Annotated in this window: 15 protein-coding genes and 1 pseudogene; 5 read left to right on the top strand and 11 right to left on the bottom strand. The window is 70.3% G+C overall.

What is annotated here, in order from left to right; translation table 11 throughout:
- Positions 1 to 2 precede the first annotated feature (2 nt).
- Positions 3 to 1,424 carry an ABC transporter substrate-binding protein gene (locus OG254_RS17255; protein ID WP_405582716.1) on the bottom strand — a complete coding sequence of 474 codons (1,422 nt, stop codon included), beginning with the start codon at positions 1,422 to 1,424 and terminating at the stop codon, positions 3 to 5.
- A gap of 168 nt (positions 1,425 to 1,592) precedes the next feature.
- Between OG254_RS17255 and OG254_RS17250 the strand changes: the two genes are divergently transcribed.
- Positions 1,593 to 3,056: an FGGY-family carbohydrate kinase gene (locus OG254_RS17250; protein WP_405582714.1), complete on the top strand. Its 1,464-nt coding sequence runs from the start codon at positions 1,593 to 1,595 to the stop codon at positions 3,054 to 3,056.
- 13 nt (positions 3,057 to 3,069) lie between these two features.
- Here OG254_RS17250 and OG254_RS17245 read toward each other — a convergent pair whose 3' ends face one another.
- On the bottom strand, positions 3,070 to 4,278 hold the full coding sequence (locus tag OG254_RS17245; RefSeq protein WP_405582712.1) for an RNA-guided endonuclease InsQ/TnpB family protein: 1,209 nt from the start codon (positions 4,276 to 4,278) through the stop codon (positions 3,070 to 3,072).
- Between the two features lie 177 nt (positions 4,279 to 4,455).
- On the opposite strand from OG254_RS17245, the gene OG254_RS17240 reads away from it, so the two are divergent.
- Positions 4,456 to 5,085 (top strand): histidine phosphatase family protein, encoded by a 630-nt coding sequence (locus OG254_RS17240; RefSeq protein ID WP_405595040.1) that lies wholly within the window; start codon positions 4,456 to 4,458, stop codon positions 5,083 to 5,085.
- Between the two features lie 12 nt (positions 5,086 to 5,097).
- A pseudogene (locus OG254_RS17235) lies at positions 5,098 to 5,780 on the top strand (SAM-dependent methyltransferase).
- A 117-nt stretch (positions 5,781 to 5,897) separates the two neighbouring features.
- Here OG254_RS17235 and OG254_RS17230 read toward each other — a convergent pair.
- The 8 genes from OG254_RS17230 to OG254_RS17195 all read right to left on the bottom strand — a co-directional run bounded on the left by OG254_RS17230 (position 5,898) and on the right by OG254_RS17195 (position 14,669).
- Positions 5,898 to 6,539 (bottom strand): superoxide dismutase, encoded by a 642-nt coding sequence (locus tag OG254_RS17230; RefSeq protein ID WP_405582710.1) that lies wholly within the window; start codon positions 6,537 to 6,539, stop codon positions 5,898 to 5,900.
- A 107-nt stretch (positions 6,540 to 6,646) separates the two neighbouring features.
- On the bottom strand, positions 6,647 to 8,035 hold the full coding sequence (locus tag OG254_RS17225) for an amino acid permease (RefSeq protein WP_405582708.1): 1,389 nt from the start codon (positions 8,033 to 8,035) through the stop codon (positions 6,647 to 6,649).
- 120 nt (positions 8,036 to 8,155) lie between these two features.
- Entirely contained in the window at positions 8,156 to 9,052 is an 897-nt protein-coding gene (locus OG254_RS17220) for a TauD/TfdA dioxygenase family protein (protein WP_405582706.1), read from the bottom strand.
- A 20-nt stretch (positions 9,053 to 9,072) separates the two neighbouring features.
- Positions 9,073 to 10,413, bottom strand: a complete 1,341-nt coding sequence (locus OG254_RS17215; RefSeq protein WP_405582704.1) for an LLM class flavin-dependent oxidoreductase — start codon at positions 10,411 to 10,413, stop codon at positions 9,073 to 9,075.
- 177 nt (positions 10,414 to 10,590) lie between these two features.
- Positions 10,591 to 11,343: an ABC transporter ATP-binding protein gene (locus OG254_RS17210; protein ID WP_405582702.1), complete on the bottom strand. Its 753-nt coding sequence runs from the start codon at positions 11,341 to 11,343 to the stop codon at positions 10,591 to 10,593.
- The gene (locus tag OG254_RS17205; protein ID WP_405582700.1) at positions 11,319 to 12,176 is read right to left on the bottom strand and encodes an ABC transporter permease; all 858 of its coding nucleotides are present in this window, start codon (positions 12,174 to 12,176) and stop codon (positions 11,319 to 11,321) included. The genes OG254_RS17210 and OG254_RS17205 overlap by 25 nt, the downstream gene beginning before the upstream one ends.
- Positions 12,173 to 13,240: an ABC transporter substrate-binding protein gene (locus OG254_RS17200; protein ID WP_405582698.1), complete on the bottom strand. Its 1,068-nt coding sequence runs from the start codon at positions 13,238 to 13,240 to the stop codon at positions 12,173 to 12,175. Before OG254_RS17200 ends, OG254_RS17205 begins: the two co-directional genes overlap by 4 nt.
- Before the next feature lie 226 nt (positions 13,241 to 13,466).
- Entirely contained in the window at positions 13,467 to 14,669 is a 1,203-nt protein-coding gene (locus OG254_RS17195; protein ID WP_405582696.1) for an ROK family protein, read from the bottom strand.
- A 431-nt stretch (positions 14,670 to 15,100) separates the two neighbouring features.
- Between OG254_RS17195 and OG254_RS17190 the strand changes: the two genes are divergently transcribed.
- Positions 15,101 to 15,688, top strand: a complete 588-nt coding sequence (locus OG254_RS17190; protein WP_351191590.1) for a biotin transporter BioY — start codon at positions 15,101 to 15,103, stop codon at positions 15,686 to 15,688.
- Between the two features lie 118 nt (positions 15,689 to 15,806).
- Here OG254_RS17190 and OG254_RS17185 read toward each other — a convergent pair whose 3' ends face one another.
- Positions 15,807 to 16,532, bottom strand: a complete 726-nt coding sequence (locus tag OG254_RS17185) for a hypothetical protein (protein WP_405595038.1) — start codon at positions 16,530 to 16,532, stop codon at positions 15,807 to 15,809.
- A gap of 157 nt (positions 16,533 to 16,689) precedes the next feature.
- On the opposite strand from OG254_RS17185, the gene OG254_RS17180 reads away from it, so the two are divergent.
- Positions 16,690 to 18,888, top strand: coding sequence for a protein kinase domain-containing protein (locus OG254_RS17180; protein WP_405582692.1), 2,199 nt, complete (start codon positions 16,690 to 16,692; stop codon positions 18,886 to 18,888).
- Positions 18,889 to 19,036 lie beyond the last annotated feature (148 nt).

Genomic DNA, 19,036 nt, shown 5'->3' with positions numbered 1-19,036 from the left:
CGCTAGCCCACCTTGTCGGCGAGGTCGCCCGCCAGCCCGTCGAGCACCGACTCGGCCCCCTTGCCGCCGTAGATCTCCTGGAGGGCGGCGGCCCAGCTGGTGGTCGCGTCGAAGAACTGCGCCTGCGGGGTGAACTGGATCTTCGTCTGGTCGACGACGGTCTCGAAGGTCTCGATGAAGCCCGGCAGGTGCCTCATCTTGTCCTTGTAGGCGGCGTCGTCGGCGATCGACTTGCGCACCGGGTCGATGTGGTTGTGCGTGATCGCGCTCCTGCGCAGGTGCTCCTTGCCGGTCGCCCACTGCAGGAACAGCCAACTGGCGCTCTTCTTCTTGCTCTTGGCGTTCATGCCGAGCGACCAGATCCACATGTTGGTGGCGAGGGAGCCGTCCGGCCCCTTCGGCCCGGGATGGAAGGCGATCTTCCCGGAGGCCGGGCTCGCGCCTTCCACCGCCTGGAAGTAGGCGGCCGTATCGGCGTCGAACAGCATCCCGGCCTTCTTCGCACCGAGGTCGCTGGAGCACTGGTACCAGGTGTACGACGTCCAGGACGGCGGGCCGCCCTGCTTGACCATGCCGGCCCAGTCCTCGGTGAACGCGACGGCCTCCGGGGTGTTCATCGCGGGTGTGAGCTTCCCGCCGGCGACTGTGAAGTCCTTGAGCCCGTTGCGGGCGTACATGGTCATGAAGCCGGGGTGGATGGTCGCCCAGCTCCTCGATCCCCGTACGGCGATCCCGTACATGCCGTCGAAGCCCGCACCCGGCGCCTTCTGCTTGATGGCGCCGGCGATCTCGCGCAGCTCGTCGAAGCTCTCGGCGGGCTTGAGGCCGAGCTTCTTGAAGACGTCCGTGTTGTAGGCGACGACATTGGTCTCCCAGCCCCACGGCAGCGCGTACTGCCCGCCCTGTCCGAGCGGCGCGCCCGCCTTCAGGGACCACTGGTCGGCCTGGAGGAGGTTCGGGAAGAAGTCGGCCTGGTCCCATTCGGCGCCGGTGGCCGAGGCGTTGCGCATCCAGGGGCCGAGGTCCTCCAGCCAGCCCGGCGGCCCGTACTGCCAGACCATGTACGCGCCGAGCATGAAGACGTCGTACGACGCCCGTCCGCTGGACAGGTCGACGGTGAGCTTGTCGAAGTAGTTGTCCTCGGGGAAGACGTCGTACTCGACCTTGATGCCGGTCTTCTCGGTGAAGGACTTCAGATCGGCGATCAGGGCATCCGTGTACGGGTGCTTGTTGAGCAGCGCCTTGACGGTGGTGCCCTTCTCGCGCTTGAAGTCGAAGGAGCCGGTGACGTCGTCCGCCGCCGAGCCGTCGCTCTTGCTGTCGTCGCCGCCGAATCCGGCACCGCAGGCGGAGATCAGGGGCGTGGCGGCCAGGGCGGCGCTCAGCGCCAGGAACCGTCGGCGGTCGTGCGCGTGCGTGTCCATCCGTGACCTCCACGTGGGGTTCGGCCATCCGGGTGTGCTCGGTTAACGCGGCGAGTCGACTCGTTAACAGAGGGTGGAACGGCGGAAGTTGGGCGTCAATCCCTCGCGCAAGGGAAAATCTCAGTGCAGAGTGTGAAGTTCACGGATCCAGATGTGCGGGAGGTCCGGATGACCGACGATCACGAGGCCTGGCTGGGGATCGACCTGGGCACCCAGAGCGTCCGGGTGCTGCTGGTCACCGGGGACGGCACAGTCCTCGGCAGCGGCTCGGCACCCCTCGGCGGGCGCCGGGACGGGGTGCGGCACGAGCAGGATCCGGGCGCGTGGTGGGAGGGCGTGTGCGCGGCGTCCAGGGCCGCGCTGCGAGGGCGGTCGAAGGTGCGGGTCGGCGGGCTCGCGGTGTGCGGGACGTCCGGGACCGTGCTGCTCACGGATGGGGCGGGACGGCCGATGAGCCCCGCCCTGATGTACGACGACGGGCGGGCGACGGCACAGGGGGCGCGGGCGCGGATGGCGGGGCTCGGGGTGCAGGACACCTGGGCCCTGCCGAAGGCGGTGTGGCTGACCGAGACCTACGGCCACGGCCGGATCACCCATCAGCCGGACCTGGTCGTCTCCCTCCTCACCGGCGAGCTGCCCCCGGCCGACTCCAGCCACGCCCTGAAGACCGGCTACGACCTGGAACGCGACGCCTGGCCCGCCATGCTGTCCCGTCTCGGCCTGCCCGACACGGCGATCCCGGACGTCGTCCGCCCCGGCACCCGCCTCGGCCAGGTCTCCACGTCCGCCGCCGAGGCCACCGGCATCCCCGCCGGCACCCCCGTCATCGCCGGGATGACCGACGGCTGCGCGGCCCAGATCGCCTCCGCCGCCCTGCGCCCCGGCTCCTGGAACTCGGTGCTCGGCACCACCCTGGTCCTCAAGGGCGCCTCCCCGACGCCGGTCCGGGACCCGACCGGCGTGGTCTACAACCATCGTGCCCCGGACGGGAGTTGGCTGCCCGGCGGCGCCTCAAGCGTGGGCGCGGGCGTGCTCACGGCGGCGTTCTCGGGCGCCGACCCGGCGGCCATGGACGCGCTGGCCGCCGCGTACGAGCCGGCCGGCGCGATCACCTACCCGCTGGTGTCACCCGGCGAGCGCTTCCCGTTCCTCGCCCCGGACGCCTCCGCGCTGGTCCTGGGCGAACCCGAGTCGGACGCCGACCTATGGGCCGCGCTCCTCCAGGGCGTCGCCTTCACCGAGCGCCTGTGCCTGGACTACCTGCACCACCTCGGCGCCCCCCTCGACGGCCCCCTCACCTTCACGGGCGGCGCCGCCCGCAGCCCGTACTGGAACCAGCTGCGCGCCGACGTCCTGGGCCGCCCGGCCCGGGTGCCGCAGCAGACCGAACCGGCCCTGGGGATGGCCGCGTTGGCGGCGTACGGCGCGGGTACGGCGCCGCATCTGGCGGAGGTCGCGTCAGGCATGGTCCGCATCGGCACGACCGTCGAACCCCGGCCCGAGCGCACCGCCCGCTTCGCCGAGTCCTACGCCCGCCTGGTCGAGGAGCTGACGGCCCGAGGCTGGCTGCCCCCACCGGTCGCGGCGCACGCGAAGACCCGCCTGGAGGACCGGGATACTGCGGATTCTTGACTTCCTCCCCCGTCTAAAGGATGGGGATTCCAGCGGTCGCCCGCTGGGTTTCCTGCTTCACCGACGACCGCCCCGTCCGGGAGGACTCCCGTTGAGGTCTTACACCGTCTCCACAGGCAGACGCCGCCAGCCCGGCGGCCAGGATGTTGCGTGCCGCGTTCACGTCGCGGTCATGCACGGTGCCGCAGTCGCACGTCCACTCACGGACGTTCAGCGGCAGTCTCCCGCGGACCGTGCCGCAGTTCCCGCACAGCTTGCTGCTGGGGAACCAGCGGTCGATCACGACGAGTTCGCGCCCGTACCAGGCGCACTTGTACTCCAGCATCATGCGGAGGTCCGTCCATGCGGCGTCCGAGATGGCGCGTGCGAGCTTGCCGTTCTTCAGCAGGTTGCGGACGGTGAGGTCCTCGATCACGACCGTTTGGTTCTCACGGACGAGCCGAGTCGAGAGCTTGTGGAGGAAGTCCCGGCGCCGGTCGGCGATCCGGGCGTGCACCTTGGCCACCTTCACCCGGGCCATGGCCCGGTTGTTGGAGCCCTCGACCTTGCGGGACAGCTCGCGCTGCGCCTTGGCCAGGCGGGCGCGGTCGCGGCGCTCGTGCCGGGGGTTGGCGATCTTCTCCCCGGTGGACAGGGTCACCAGGGAGGTGATCCCGGCGTCCAGGCCGACCGCCGCAGTCGTGGCGGGGGCCGGGACGACGGTGTCCTCGACGAGCATCGAGACGAACCAGCGGCCCGCGCTGTCGTGGGACACGGTCACCGTCGTGGGCTCCGCCCCCTTGGGGAGGGGCCGCGACCAGCGGATGTCCAGCGACTCGGCCATCTTCGCCAGGGTCAGGTGCCCGTCGCGCCACTTGAAGGCGCTGCGGGTGTACTCGGCCGACGCGCGGGACTTCTTCCGCGACTTGTAGCGCGGGTACTTCGCACGCTTGGCGAAGAAGTTCCCGAACGCCGTCTGAAGGTGCCGCAGCGCCTGCTGGAGCGGGACGGAGGACACCTCCGAGAGGAAGGCGAGTTCCTCGGTCTTCTTCCACTCCGTCAGCGCGGCGGACGACTGCACGTAGGAGACCCGGCGTTGCTCGCCGTACCAGGCCCGCGTGCGCTCCTCCAGTGCCTTGTTGTACACGAGGCGGACACAGCCGAACGTGCGCGACAGCTCGGCTGCCTGCTCGTCCGTGGGGTAAAAGCGGTACTTGAACGCCCGCTTGACCTGCTGCGTCACGTCTCACACGCTATCAGGTTCCATGTGAGTGGCGGTTTCGGCCGTTGGACGGTGGACGCCGGTCCGCCCCGGCGGCGAACCGGCTTTCCTGCCCTGCTCCGCAGGAACTTTGTTTCCTCCCCGGCCTGATGGCCGGGGTATCCACGAAGGATGGCCTTGATGAGCACGAGTACGAGCATGAGCGCGGATACGACACTGCTGCTGGCCCGCCACGGACAGACGGTCTGGCACGCCGAGAACCGCTACGCCGGGGTCAGCGACGTGCCCCTCACCGACACGGGCCGCGCCCAGGCCGAGGACCTCGGCCGCTGGGCCGCCGCCCACCCGGTGGACGCGATCTGGACCTCGCCGCTCTCCCGTGCCGTCATCACCGCCGACCCCGCGTGCCGGGCGCTCGGGCTCACCCCGCACCGCGAACCCGGCCTGCGCGAATGCGACTTCGGTGTGCTGGAGGGCCGCACGCTCGCGCAGTTCGCGGCCGAGGACGCGGCGGCCGCGGAGGCGTTCCGCACCGACCCGGTGGCCCATCCGTTCCCGGGCGCGGAGAACCCTGCCGCCGCCGCGGAACGCGGGGCCGCCGCCCTGCGCCGGATCGCCGCCGCCCACCCCGGCGGCCGTGTCCTCGTCGTCGCGCACAACACGCTCTTCCGTCTGGTGCTGTGCACACTGCTGTCGATCCCGGCCCAGGAGTACCGCAGAGTGTTCCCCCGGTTGCGCAATGCCGCGATCAGCGAACTCCTCGTGAGAACAGACGGATCCGCCGCACTTCTCTCCCTCAATGTGCCCTGCGAGCCCGAGCGGCCGTAGCACCATGGGCACATGACGGAGATCGACACTTCGGTACCCCATTCGGCCAGGATCTGGAACTACTGGCTGGGCGGCAAGGACAACTACCCGGTGGACGAGGCGGCGGGCGACGCGTACACCGCCGTCTTCCCCGGCATCGTCACCATCGCGCGCAGCAGCCGCGCCTTCCTGGGGCGCGGCATCCGGTACCTGGTCGCGGAGTCGGGCGTAGGCCAGTTCCTCGACGTCGGCACCGGGCTGCCCACGGTCGACAACACCCACGAGGTCGCGAGCGGAGCGTAGCCGGAGCGAATGGGGGTACCCCCTCCGGGGGAGCCTCGCCCCCGAGTCGAAGATCGTCTACGTCGACAACGACCCCGGGTCCTGGCCCGCGCCCGCGCCCTGCTGACCTCGACACCCGAGGGCGTGACGGCGTACGAGGACCTGAGCCTGTACGAGCCGGAGAAGTTCCTCGAGGCCGCCTCGCGCACCCTCGACCTCTCCCGGCCCACGGCCCTGATCCTCAGCGGCATCCTCGGCCACGTCGCCGACTACGACCAGGCTTCCTGCGCCCGGTCGACAGGACCGAGGCGTTCTTCGAGGGCCTGGAGCTGGTGGAGCCGGGCATCGTCTCCGTCCCGCTGTGGCGCCCCGAGCCGAGCGACGAGGCACCCCGGCCGATCGGCCGGCACGGCGGTGCGGGGCGCAAGCCCTGACGCCCTCCCGGACATGGGAAGCCCCCGCGAGTCAGGTCCTCGCGGGGGCTTCCGTCATTCCGCCTGCCGTTCGTGAAGGGTGAGAAGACGATCACGAGGCAGGACGATCTCGGTGGCTCAGGGAGCCAGCAGCAGGACGTCCTTACGGGACTTGGCGGCGGTGTAACGCCGTGCCACGTCCTGCCAGTTGACGACCTGCCACATCGCCTCGATGAAGTCGACCTTCTGGTTCCTGTACTGGAGGTAGAAGGCGTGCTCCCAGGCGTCGAAGACGAGGATCGGTGTGGCACCCTGGCCGGCGTTGCCCTGGTGGTCGTAGACCTGCTCCACGATCAGCCGCCCGCTCAGCGGCTCGTACGCCAGCACACCCCAGCCCGAACCCTGCGTGGTCGCCGCCGCCTTGGACAGCTGCGCCTTGAAGTGGGCGAAGGAGCCGAACGACTCGGCCACGGCGTCCGCCAGTTCCCCGACACCATCGGCCTCCAGCGGCTCGCCGCCGCCGTCTCCGGTCATGTTCTGCCAGTAGATGCTGTGCAGGATGTGCCCGGACAGATGGAAGGCCAGGTTCTTCTCCAGGCCGTTGATCGACCCCCACGACTCCTTGTCCCGGGCCTCGGCCAGCTGCTCCAAGGTGTCGTTGGCGCCCTTCACGTAAGCCGCGTGGTGCTTGTCGTGGTGCAGCTCGATGATCTCGGGGCTGATCACCGGCGCGAGCGCGGAGTAGTCGTAGGGCAGTTCCGGGAGTGTGTAGACGGGCATGAAGGGTTCCCCTCAGAGCTCTTATTGCAAGTAACTTGCAACAACAAGCTAACAGCAAAAAGCCCCCGTGTGGATCACACGGGGGCTTCGGCGGCGCCGGAAGGGTGTCAGCTCCTGGCGCGCTTCTTCTGCCAGGCGTACCCCACGCCCGCGAGCAACAGCGTCATCGCACCCGTCGAGTACAGCTGCACCCGCGTGTCCGGCTCGCGGGCCATCAGCACGAAGATCGCCGCCATGCCGGCCATCGCGACCCAGGTCAGCACCGGGAAGGCCCACATCCGCACGGCCAGCTTCTCCGGCGCCTCGCGCTCCAGACGGCGGCGCAGGCGCAGCTGGGAGACGGCGATGAAGATCCAGACGACCAGGATGACCGCGCCGATCATGTTCAGCAGCCAGGGGAAGACGTCGTCCGGCCGCCAGTACGACAGCACGACGCACACGAAGCCGAACACCGAGGACGCGAGGACCGCGACCCGCGGGACCCCGCCCGACACCCGGCCCAGCGCCGCGGGTCCCTGGCCGCGCTGGACGAGGGAGTACGCGATGCGCGAGGAGCCGTAGATGTTGGCGTTCATGGCGCTCAGCAGGGCGACCAGGACGACCACGTTCATCACCTGTCCGGCGCCGGGGATGCCCAGGTGGTCGAGGGTGGCGACGTACGGGCCCACCTCGACGATCTCCTTGGAGTCCCAGGGGACCAGGGTGACGACGACGGCCATCGAGCCGATGTAGAAGAGGGCGATGCGCCACATCGCCGTGCGGACCGCGCTCGCGACACCGCTGACCGGGTCCTCGGACTCGGCGGCCGCGATGGTGACCGTCTCCATGCCGCCGTAGGCGAAGACCGAGGCCAACAGGCCGATGATCAGTCCCTCGCCGCCGTTCGGCAGGAAACCGCCCTCACCGGTGAGCTCCGCGGTGCCCGGCGCGTCCGTGCCGGGCAGGACACCGGCGATGGCCAGCCCGCCCAGCACCAGGAACAGCGCGATCGCGCCGACCTTCAGCGCGGCGAACCAGAACTCGAACTCGCCGAAGTTCTTCACGGCGGCCAGGTTCGCGCCGCAGAAGACGACCATGAACAGGGCCACCCACGCCCACTCCGGCGTCCCCGGCAGCCAGCCCGACACGATCTTCGCGGCGCCGATGCCCTCCAGACCGACGGCCGTGCAGAGCAGCACCCAGAACGACCAGCCGGCCGTGAAGCCCGCCCAGGGGCCGATCGCCCGCTCGGCGTGCGCGGAGAAGGACCCGGAGGAGGGATAGGCGGCCGACATCTCGCCGAGCATCCGCATCACCAGCATCACGAGGAGGCCGGAGATGACATAGGCGATGACGATCGAGGGGCCGGCGGCGGCGATACCCGCGCCGGACCCGACGAACAGGCCGGCGCCGATGACGCCGCCGAGGGCGATCATCGACAGGTGGCGCTGCTTGAGGCCGTGGGACAGGGAGACGTCGTCCGTCTTCGGCGGTGTCCCTGTGGAGGTGCTTGGCATGGGCGCGGCTCGTCCAATGCGTAGAGGGCAAAAAACGCCCACAGTCTGGGCAGCCTCTCCGCTCAGAAGGAGAGACTGCCCACTATGCGGACACTCGCCGCACTGTAAGTGCCAAGCCCGTCACGCAGCGACAGGCGTGTAGTGCGACGCGTCCCCCTCGATCGAGTAGCTCGCCTTGCCCTCGATGCCGACCGGCACGTCACCGGCGACGGTCACGCGGTGCAGGCGGCGCGGCTGCCCGTCGTAGTTGTCGATGGCGTAGTGCTGGGTGATGCGGTTGTCGAAGACGACCAGCTGGTTCTCGGACCAGCGGTGCCGCAGGATGTTCTCCGGCCGGGTGACGTACGCCTGGAGCAGGTCGAGAATCTTACGGGACTCGCCCGGCGACAGGCCCACGATCCGCTGCGCGAACCCGCCGATGAACAGGCCGCGTTCACCGGTCAGCGGGTGGACGCGGACGACCGGGTGGACCGTGCGGTACTTGATCGACGTGAACTCGGCGCGGTTGGCGGCCTGCTGCTCGTCGACGTCCTCGTCCGGTACGGCGTAGTCGTAGTCGTTGGTGTGCTCCGCCCACAGCGTGTCGGCCAGCTTCCGCAGCGGCTCGGGCAGCTGGCGGTAGGCCGCCGCCGAACTGGCGATCAGGGTCTCGCCGCCGTACGGCGGGATCGTGACGCTGCGCAGGGTGGTGGCCTGCGGCGGGTTGAGGACGAAGGTGACGTCGGTGTGCCAGTGGTTGGCGGCGCGGCCGTGCTCGCTGTCGACGGGCAGGACGTTCGGGACACCGTTGACGGAGGAGACCGTCGGGTGGGCGGTGGTGACGTCGCCGAAGTGGCGGACGAAGGCCTGCTGAGTCTCGTCGTCCAGGTTCACGTCGCTGAAGACGAGCGCCTTGTGGACGTTGAGGGCCTCGCGCAGGGCGGCGACCGTGTCGGAGCCGAGCGGCTGGTTGATGTCGACCCCGGACACGCGGGCGCCGATGTGGGCGGTGACCTTGTGGATTTCGATGCCGGACATGGGCGGGTCCTCTCAGGTTTTCAGACGAGGGCGGATTCGCGGACGGTGTACTGGTTGGCGGGGCGCGGGAGGCCGTAGCGCTCGCGCAGGGTCCGGCGCGGGCCGTACTCCTCCCGGAGCAGGCCGCGTGCGCGCAGGATCGGGACGACGTGGTCGACGAAGGCGTCGAGGCCGGAGGGCAGGACCGGCGGCATGATGTTGAAGCCGTCCGCGGCGCCCTCGGTGAACCACGTCTCGATGGCGTCGGCGACCTGCTCGGGCGTACCGGCGAAGGTGAGGTGACCTCGGCCGCCGCCGAGCCGCCCGATCAGCTGCCGCACGGTGAGCCGCTCACGCCGGGCCAGCTCCACCACGAGCGTGTAGCGGCTCTTGGCACCCTCGACGGCGTCCTCGGAGGGCAGGTCGTCGGGGAGCTGGGCATCCAACTCCAGTGCACCGGGCTCCAGTTGCAGCAGGCTCTCCAGCCGGCCCACCCCGTGCGCGTACACGATGTGGTCCTCCAGGACCTGCTCGGCCGCCAGTGCCTCGGCCTCCGTCGAGCCGATCACCGGGACGATGCCGGGCAGCACCTTGATGTGCTCGGGGTCCCGGCCCGCCTCGGCGGTACGTGCCTTGAGGTCGGCGTAGAAGGCCCGCGCGTCCTCGATCGTCTGCTGCGCGGTGAACACCGCCTCCGCGTACCGGGCGGCGAAGCCCTTGCCGTCCTCGCTCGACCCGGCCTGCACGAGCAGCGGGTAACCCTGAGGCGTACGCGGCACATTGAGGGCGCCCTCGACGCTGAAGTACGTCCCCTGGTGCCGGGGCGGATGGATCTTGGCGTCGTCGCCCCAGACACCGGCCGTCTTGTCGGCGACGATCGCGTCGTCCTCCCAGCTGTCCCAGAGCTTCAGGGCGACGTCCAGGAACTCGGCGGCACGGGCGTACCGCTCGGCGTGCGCGGGCTCGGCGTCAAGGCCGAAGTTCCGGGCGGCTTCGGCACCGGCGGTGGTGACGATGTTCCAGCCCGCCCGGCCGCCGCTGATGATGTCGAGCGAGGCGAACTTGCGGGCCAGGTTGTAGGGGGAGTTGTAGGAGGTGGACGCGGTGGCGATCAGCCCGATGTGCTCGGTGGCCGTCGCCAGCGCGGTGAGCAGGGTGAGCGGCTCCAGGGCGCCGGCGGGCCGCTGGGCGAGGTTGTTCCAGAGCTGCGGGCCGTCGGCGAGGAAGAGGGAGTCGAAGGTGCCGCGCTCGGCGACGCGGGCCAGGTGGACGTAGTGGGCCAGGTCCACGTGGGCGTACGGGTCGCTCTCGGGGAGTCGCCAGGAGGCTTCGTGGTGGCCGGTGTTCATGAGGAAGGCGTTGAGGTGGAGCTGTCTGGGCATGGGGGTCCCTTGATCTGGGCAGAGGAGGGATTTGCGAGCGCCGGTCCGGGCATTTCAGCCCGTCTGGGGGTCCCCCCTGCTCGAAGAGCTTGGGGGAGTTTGAGGACGAGGCCCGTTCAGGGCCGAAGCGGGGGTCTGGGGGCGGCAGCCCCAGCAGACGGCAGCGGCGGCCGACGGTCACCTCACGTCTTGCGTCACACCCAACGCCGACAGCAACTGCCGTCGATACGCCCCACGCGGATGAGCTCGGTCGATGGCCAGGTCGAGCCCGATACGCCCCCGCTCCAGCACGAGCACCCGGTCCGCGAGCACAATCGCCTCGTCCACGTCATGCGTCACCAGCAGCACCGAGGGCCGATGCCGCTCCCACAGCTCCCTGAGCAGGGCATGCATCCTGATGCGGGTCAATGCGTCCAGCGCCCCGAACGGCTCGTCGGCCAGCAGCAGTTCGGGCTCGCGGACGAGGGAGCGGGCGAGTGCCGCGCGCTGCTGCTCGCCGCCGGACAGCTCGTTGGGCCAGGCACGCTCGCGGCCCTTCAGCCCGACCTCGGCGAGGGCTTCGCGGCCCTTCTGCTCCGCCTCCCTGCCGTCGAGCCCGAGAAGGACGTTGGCGAGGACGCGACGCCAGGGCAGCAGCCGGGAGTCCTGAAAGACGACCGACACCCGGTCCGGCGCGCTGAGCTGCCCTCCCCCAAGCTCTCGGCTCCGCTCGAGCAGGGGGGACCCCCATCCGGTGACCTCGTGGTCGAGCCCGGCGACCGCTCGCAACAGGGTGCTCTTGCCGGAGCCGCTGTGCCCCAGCAGGGCCACGAACTGTCCGGCGGGGATGTCCAGGTCGATGCCGTCGAGGACGACGCGTTCGTCGAACGAGCGTGTCAGCGCGCGGAGTTGGACGGCGGGACGGGTCAGCTGCTCAGTGTGCGGCGCCACGACAGCACCCTCCGTTCGATGAGGCGTACCGTGCTGTCCGAGGCGAGGCCGAAGATGCCGTAGACGACCAGGCCGACGAGGATGACGTCCGACTGGCCGTAGTTCGTGGCCTGGAACATCATGTAGCCGAGGCCGCTGGTGGCGTTGATCTGCTCCAGGACCACCAGGCCCAGCCAGGAGCCGGTCACGCCGAGTCGGAGTCCCACGAAGAACCCGGGCAGTGCGCCGGGGATGACGATCTCCCGGATGAAGCGCAGCTTCGACAGGCCCTGCACCTCGGCGAGCTCGACGAACCGGTTGTCGATGCCGGACAGGGCGGCATGCGTGTTGAGGTAGATCGGGATGTAGACGACGATCGCGATGATCGCGATCTTGAAGGTCTCGCCGATGCCCAGCCAGAGGATGAACAGCGGGATCAGACCGAGGGTCGGGATGGCCCGGTTGAGGTTGACCGTGCCGTCGATCAGCGCCTCCCCGGTGCGGGTGAGCCCGGAGGCCAGGGCCAGCACCACGCCCGCGGTCAGACCGATCACGAAGCCGGACGCGGCCCGCTGCAACGAGGTGAGGATGTCGGTGATCAGAGTCCCGTCCGTCCACAGCTGGGTGCCGGTCTCCACCACCGTCCAGGGCGCGGGAATCGCGGCGGGGTCGAGCGCCTCGGCGGCGGACGCGACGGCCCACAGGGCGAGCACCAGCAGGGGCCCGGCGAGCCGGGCGGCGGGCAGGCGTTTGCCGGGGGCGAGCCCGCGGCGGCGTTTGCGGGGCCGCTCGTCGGCGTCGGCGGCGACGGTGGCGGCGGCCTTGTGCAGGGTGGTCGTGGTCATGGCGGTCACTTCCGGTACTCGGCCGGTACGGACTTCGCGGCGATGCCCTCGAAGCGGTGGTCGAAGAGCTCGCTGACGTCGAACTTCTTCACGAACCCGCCCTCGGCGAGCAGATCCGCGGTCTCCTGCTCCCACGTGATCGCCTCGTCCCAGCTCGGCGGGAACAGCGGCTTGTTGGCGAGCTCGGTGATCGCCTCGGCCTGGGGGAGGGTCAGGTTCTGCGTCTTGACGTAGAACTCCCGGTTCCAGACGTCGGGGTGCTCGTACGTCCACACCTGACCCTTGGCCCAGTACGGGATGTACGCGGCGACCGCGGCGGCTTTCGCGAAGTCGTTCAGCACCGAGACCGGCGCCCACAGCAGGTTGAGCAGGTCGACGACGTCGGTGGTGACGACGCGGGCGCCCTTGCCCTCGTACTGCTTCAGATAGGCGGGCGCCTGACTGTTGCCCAGCGGGGCGATGTCGACCTGCCCGGACTGCAGGGCCGTGAGGAACTGGTTGCTGGTCAGCGGGACCAGCTCCACCTCGTCGTACTTCAGCCCGGCCTTCTTCAGCGCGCGGAGCAGGACGACGCCCTGCGCCTGGCCCTGCGAGAAGGCGAGCTTCTTGCCCTTGAAGTCCTGGACCGACCGGATGTCGCTGCCGGGCTTGGTGGCGAAGAGGTAGTTGGGCTTACGGGTGATGTTGATCGCCACGATCTTCGCCTCGAAGCCCTGGTAGTGCGCCTGGATCGGCGGGATGCCCGCGTTGTTGGCGAGGTCCAGGGACTTGGCCCGGAAGGCGTTGATGACATCGGGCCCGGCGCCGATGTTCAGCCAGTTGCTGACCGTGAAGGGCGGATCGCCCAACTTGGCCAGTCTGAACTGGAGTTGCTGGGTGTTCTGGAACGAGGCGATCTTCAGGCTCGTACCGGCGGGCACCTTGGTGGCCAGCGGGGCGGTCGAGGCGCCCTTGCTCGCGGCGGCCGCGCTGCTGTCGGCGCAGCCGCTGAGTCCGGCGACGCCGGCCGCGGCGCCGAGCAGGGAGGTGAGGAAGAGCCGTCGGTCGACACCGGACACGGGGGATGAAGGCATGGGAGAGCTCCGCGAGTTCAGGGAGGAATATGTGCGTTCAGCAGGAAAGAAGGCATGCGGAATTCCGGGCCGGAGAGGCCGGAGAAAGGGAATTCACGCAGGAGAAAATGAGCGCTTCACACGCGGCGACGTGTCAGCAACAGTGGGTGCGACAGCTCACGAACAGGCTCATGAGCAGTAGGTTCCCGGCCATCGGTGTTCCTTGTCAACATTCCGAGTTTCTGAATTAAATAGCCTCAGGTGACGCGCCCAGCGGATCGCGATAGAGGACGTCCAGTGCCACCGAACCGCCCGCCACGGCAAGGACGGAATCCGCGAAACTGCTCGGCACGACGGCCGCGGCGCGCTCGCTTCCGACCGCATTCCGCAGCGCGGCGAGACAGTCCTCCCGGCTCAGCACACCGATCTCGGTGACGACGACGGTCTCCGGGTTGAGCACGTCGAGCAGCAGCCCCACCGCCCGCCCGGTCATCCGCGCCCGCTCGGTCAGCAGCCGTACCGCCACGGCGTCGCCCTGCGTCGCCGCGCGCAGGACGTGCATCGGGTTCACCCCGTCGATGACTCCGGCCGCGCGCGCCCGGCGGCACAACGTCCGCTCGCTCAGCTCGACCTGGAGGCAGCCGACCCGTCCGCAGTCGCAGGTCTCCGTGCCGCCCGGCACCGGCAGATGCGCGATGGCCCCGGCCTGGGAGCGGGGACCGTGGTGCACCTCGTCGTTCGTGGCGAACGCCGCGTCCACCACATTGCCGACGAACAGATGCAGCACGCTCCCGCTGCCGCGCGCCCGCCCGAAGAGCCGCTCCGCGTTCACCAACGCCCGTGCGTGGCCGTCCACATGGACCGGCAGGCCGGTGCGGTCACCGAGCACCTCCCGCACCGGCACGTCGCGCCAGCCCAGCAGCGGGTGTTCGACGATCGTCCCCGAGTCCCGGTCCACCCAGCCGCCCGCGGCGAAGCCGACGCCGAGCGGCCGGCTGCCCGGCGCCGCGGCCAGCAGCGCGGCCAGCCCGTCGGCGGCCCGGTCCAGGACGTCGTAGGGATTCATGCCGCCCGAGTGCTTCAACTCCGTTTCCGCGACGACCCGCCCGCGCAGATCGAGCAGCGCCACCGTGGTGTAGGGCACCGCCACATGCACCCCGCCCACGACGAACCGTGTGTCGTCCAGGTCGATGGGTACGTGTGGCCGGCCGACGCCCTTGGACTGCCGGGGCGCGGCGGCCTCGCGGATCAGCCCGAGCCGGGTGAGGCGGGCACAGTGGTCGGTCACCGACGCCGGTGACAGCCCGGTCAGCCGGGCGATGTTGCTGCGTGCGACCGGCCCGTGCTCCAGCACGGACCGCAGGATGACGCTGGCGCTGGTCCGGCGCCGGTCGCGGTCGGCGATTCGGGGGATCGGGGATGAAAGGGGTGGTGCCTCGGTACGGGGCATGGGGTACTTCCTCGGGAGCCGGTCCGACACTGCGCCGTCTGCTGCGGGCGAGCCGGACCGGAGCCACCTCGGACCGACTCACCCCGGTCGGCGACAGGCGGCCGCGCCCACGCGTCGCAGGTCGACATGGCGACGCGACGTGAAGTTCCGGGACTGGGCGACCATGTGCTCGAAGCTAGCAAAGCGGACCACCGCTGCCCAGACGGCGACCGACGGGCGAGACGCCTCTTCATACTCCGGCAACATCCTTGTGAGCTGGACGTCCTTGCCTCAGTGACCGGCATCACCCCGTACCCCGTGTAACCCCCACCCTTTGTCCGGAGCCAACGAACCCCACGATCCGGCCTTTGTCGACTACTGACGGTGAGGGACCGAAACACCCTGGGATAGCGTCACAGCGTCCCGTACTGCCCTCACCTCGCGGAGTCCCCATGAGCACCGCTGCCGCTGCCGCAGCCCCCGCACGCGCCGGGCAGGTCCTCGCCGACCTGCTCCCCGCCTCCCGCGTTCGCGACATCGCGCTCGTCGTCGGTGGCGCCGCGCTCACCGGCCTCGCGGCCCAGATCTCCGTGCCCGTGCCGGGCTCCCCGGTGCCGGTGACCGGCCAGACCCTCGCGGTGCTGCTGGTCGGCACGGCCCTCGGCGCCGGCCGCGGCTTCCTGTCTCTCGCGCTGTACGCGCTGGCGGGCATCGCGGGCGTGCCGTGGTTCGCGGACGGCACCTCCGGCGCCGCGGCCCCCTCCTTCGGCTACATCCTCGGCATGATCCTCGCCTCCACCGTCGTCGGCGCCCTGGCCCGCCGCGGCGCCGACCGCACCGCGCTGCGCACGGCGGGCGCGATGCTCCTGGGCGAGGCGATCATCTACGCCGTCGGCGTCCCCTACCTGGCCCTGGCCACCGGCATGTCGGCGTCCGCCGCGATCGCGGCCGGCCTCACCCCGTTCCTGATCGGCGACGCCGTGAAGGCGGCCCTGGCGATGGGCGCGCTGCCCACCACCTGGAAGCTGATCAACCGCTGACGCGGTAGCTCCTGCTTCTGCTTCTGCTCCTGCTCCTGCGCAAGAGGCTCGCCGGGTGCGTGACTTCGACCCGACGAGCCTCTTTCGTGTGTCTGCGCCGGACAGCGAGCCCGTGGGCTCAGTCCGCGTGCCGCCTCGGCCGCCGCAGCTGCGACCACCACAGCCCGGCCGCGCCCGCCGCGATCAGCGCCGCGCCGGCCGCGCCCAGCGGCAGGACGTCACGGCCCAGACCGGTCTTGGGCAGTTCGTCGGGGCCGGGCGCCACCGGTGTGTTGTCGGTGCCGAGCAGCAGCGGGGTGGCCGGGGCGTCGGGCGACGGGTTCGTCGTACCGAAGGGCACCGGGCCCTGCTGCCAGTAGGTCTTCTTGCCGTCACCGGTCTGGACGGGGAGACAGATGTTGCCCTTCTTGGTGAGGTCGTATGTCGCGCTCACCGCGTACGACTTCGACTCACCGGCCGGGAGATTGTCGAGTGGGCAGGCGAATCCACTGTTCGAGCCCTCCGGAAGACTGCCTTTCTCGATTGCCGAACAACCTTCGACATTCTTGACCGTCAGGCCGTCGAACCCGACGACCAAAAGCTGAATCTCTCCGCTCTCCTTGGTCCCTTCGTTCTTGACCGTGGCGGTGATCTCGGTTTCTTGCGAACTGTTGTTCACCGAGATTTTCTCGGGCAGCTCAGTGGTGAGCTTCACCCCCGCCGGTGCCTCGTCGATGACCTTTCCCCCCTTGCTGCTCCCGGGTCCCTGGTCGTCCGCACTGGCAGTGAAGGAAAGGATCATCACTGCCGAAAAAGATGTCGCGACCAGCGATCCCGCGATGGCCGTCGTGCGACGAGAACTCATGTTCGCCCCCCTTGCCTGCGCCTGAATTCGCAGTACTTGAAGAGCTACCACAAGATTTCTCCGCACTATGCTGGTACGGCGCGAAGTGTGACCATTGTGTTTCAATGGCGGATGTCCGATGCGGCATCGAGGGGGGTGCAGTCGATTGCCGGGGAATATGGGAAACACGAGAAGTGGCGGGGTTCCAGGTTTACTGGTGACGGGGCGTTATCGATTGGTCGAGAGTATCGGCCAGGGGGGAATGGGGCGGGTGTGGCGAGCGGTCGACGAGATTCTCGATCGACTGGTCGCCGTCAAGGAAATGCGCATCGACGGCCTCGACCCCGAGGACACCCGCACGCGCCGTGAGCGCACCCTGCGCGAGGCGCGGGCGACGGCACGGATCGACCACCCCAACGTCGTACGGGTCTACGACGTGGTCGACGAGGGCGAACGCCTGTGGATCGTCATGGAGTTGGTGGCCGGCCGCTCCCTGGAACGCATCATGGCGGAGGAGGGCCCGCTGGGCCCCGCCGAGACGGCCCGGATCGGCATGGGGCTGGTGGCGGCGCTGCGCCAGGTGCACGACCGCGGCGTGCTCCACCGGGACATCAAGCCGGGCAACGTACTGGTGGAGTCGGAGGTGCGGCGCGGGCGGGGCCGCGTCGTCCTGACGGACTTCGGCATCGCGGCGATTCAGGACGCGAAGGCCCTCACCATGGTCGGCATGCTGGTCGGCTCGCCGGACTACATGGCCCCCGAGCGCATCTCCGGCCGCCCCCAGGGCCCGCCCTCCGACATCTGGTCGCTGGGCGCCACGCTGTGCGCGGCCCTCGCCGGCCACTCCCCCTTCTCCCGCGACACGACCCTGGCGACCCTGCACGCGGTCCTCTACGAGGAACCCGAACTCCCGCCCACAGCAGGCCCGTTGGGCGACATCCTGGCCGCCCTCCTGGAGAAGGACCCGGCCCTGCGCCTGGGCCTGGACGACCTGGAGACGGCCCTGCAGCCGGTGGCCCATCCGGCGCCGACGCCTACGGTGCCGGTTGTGGGGGGAGGGGTACGTCGGGTGGCGGTGGGTGAGCGGGACGGCGGGGGAGCCACGGAGACGGAGGCCGCGCCGCCGGACGCCGAGCCGGATTCCGGTCACGTGCAGCCTGTCGAGGCGCAAGAGCCGGACTCGGAGCGGCCATTGGACTTGATACCGGAGGCGGCGGTCGCACCGGTGGGCTTGATACCGGAGACGGCGGTTGCACCGGAGCAGCACCCGCCCCCGGTCCCGTCCCCGCCCCCGGTCCCCGTGGCTGCCACGACACCCCCCAGGGAATCGCCCACCCCCGCCCTCCTGGACGCCTCCCGCATCCCGCCCCCGCCCGACCCCCGGCGGCCGGACGACATACGGGACGCGATACCGCCCCGGCCGTTGCCCCCGACCAAGGACGAACCCGCCGAGGCGCCACGCACCGAGGCCCCGCCCGCCGAGCCCACTCCCTCCCCAGTGACGCCGACGCCCCCCGCCCCCAACGCCTTCAACGCGTCCACAGAACTCGCCCCCGATTCCCGTTCGGACGTCCACTCGGCCACCCCGGCCGGCAACTCCACCGGCCCCACACCCCACCGCGCCGGCGTCTCCCTGGAGCGGTCCGAAGCGGCGACCGAGCGACGGCCGGCCCCCGGGGCGGGACCCCCGCAGCGCGGTTCCCGGTCCCACGGCCCCATGCCGCCCGGCGAGTTCCCCGGCCCGGCGGTACCGGCCCGCCCCCGACCCCGGCACGGGCATCGCCGTACGGGAATCGTCGCCGCCCTCGGCATCGTCGCCGCGGGCGCGGTCGTCGCGGTGGTCCTGGCGAGCGACTTCGGGTCACCGAAGGACAACCAGTCGGGCTCGTCACCGTCGGCCTCCCAGGCCGCGTCCTCCCCGTCGTCCACGGTCGAGGGCACGTCGAGGCCGCAGAGCCTGCCACCCGGCGCGCGCCGGGAGGCGGGCGGGTTCGCGTGGGCGCCGCCCGAGGGCTGGCAGCGGGACGTCCAGACCGGCTCCGAGGTGCACTACACGTCACCGGACGCCCGACAGGAACTCGCCGCCAAGTCGTCCGTGGCGCGCGACGACCTGATGGACTCCTGGCAGAAGTCCGAACAGAACGCCCAACAGGGCGACTACAACAAGATCCGCCTGGAGCGCACGACCTTCCGCGGATACCCGGCAGTCGTCTGGGAGTACACCTTCACCTTGCGGGGCGACCCCTGGCACGCCCGGCTGCTCGGCTTCACCGTGGGCGGGAAGTCGTACCAGATCAACACGTGGTACCGCCCGGACATCGAGGCGCAGGCCCTGAAGACCTACGAGAAGGTGAGGGACGGCTTCACGGTGCTGTGACCGGACGGGACCGGACGAGGACCGGACGAGGACCGGACGGGACCGGACGAGGCCCGAACGAGGACCGGACGAGGCCCGAACGGGAAATGGCCGAGGGGCGGCGGGATACAGGCACCCCACCGCCCCTCGGCCGGCACACCGGCGGACG

It is taken from the genome of Streptomyces sp. NBC_01092, assembly GCF_045039535.1.
Lineage (GTDB): Bacteria > Actinomycetota > Actinomycetes > Streptomycetales > Streptomycetaceae > Streptomyces.
This window is presented reverse-complemented; position numbering and strand designations above follow the sequence as displayed.

Bases quoted from the DNA above. Each gene is read 5' to 3' on its own strand.
- OG254_RS17255 (WP_405582716.1), bottom strand. From the start codon at position 1,424: ATGGACACGCACGCGCACGACCGCCGACGGTTCCTGGCGCTGAGCGCC.
- OG254_RS17250 (WP_405582714.1), top strand. From the start codon at position 1,593: ATGACCGACGATCACGAGGCCTGGCTGGGGATCGACCTGGGCACCCAG.
- OG254_RS17240 (WP_405595040.1), top strand. From the start codon at position 4,456: ATGAGCGCGGATACGACACTGCTGCTGGCCCGCCACGGACAGACGGTC.
- OG254_RS17230 (WP_405582710.1), bottom strand. From the start codon at position 6,539: ATGCCCGTCTACACACTCCCGGAACTGCCCTACGACTACTCCGCGCTC.
- OG254_RS17225 (WP_405582708.1), bottom strand. From the start codon at position 8,035: ATGCCAAGCACCTCCACAGGGACACCGCCGAAGACGGACGACGTCTCC.
- OG254_RS17220 (WP_405582706.1), bottom strand. From the start codon at position 9,052: ATGTCCGGCATCGAAATCCACAAGGTCACCGCCCACATCGGCGCCCGC.
- OG254_RS17215 (WP_405582704.1), bottom strand. From the start codon at position 10,413: ATGCCCAGACAGCTCCACCTCAACGCCTTCCTCATGAACACCGGCCAC.
- OG254_RS17200 (WP_405582698.1), bottom strand. From the start codon at position 13,240: ATGCCTTCATCCCCCGTGTCCGGTGTCGACCGACGGCTCTTCCTCACC.
- OG254_RS17195 (WP_405582696.1), bottom strand. From the start codon at position 14,669: ATGCCCCGTACCGAGGCACCACCCCTTTCATCCCCGATCCCCCGAATC.
- OG254_RS17190 (WP_351191590.1), top strand. From the start codon at position 15,101: ATGAGCACCGCTGCCGCTGCCGCAGCCCCCGCACGCGCCGGGCAGGTC.
- OG254_RS17185 (WP_405595038.1), bottom strand. From the start codon at position 16,532: ATGAGTTCTCGTCGCACGACGGCCATCGCGGGATCGCTGGTCGCGACA.
- OG254_RS17180 (WP_405582692.1), top strand. From the start codon at position 16,690: ATGGGAAACACGAGAAGTGGCGGGGTTCCAGGTTTACTGGTGACGGGG.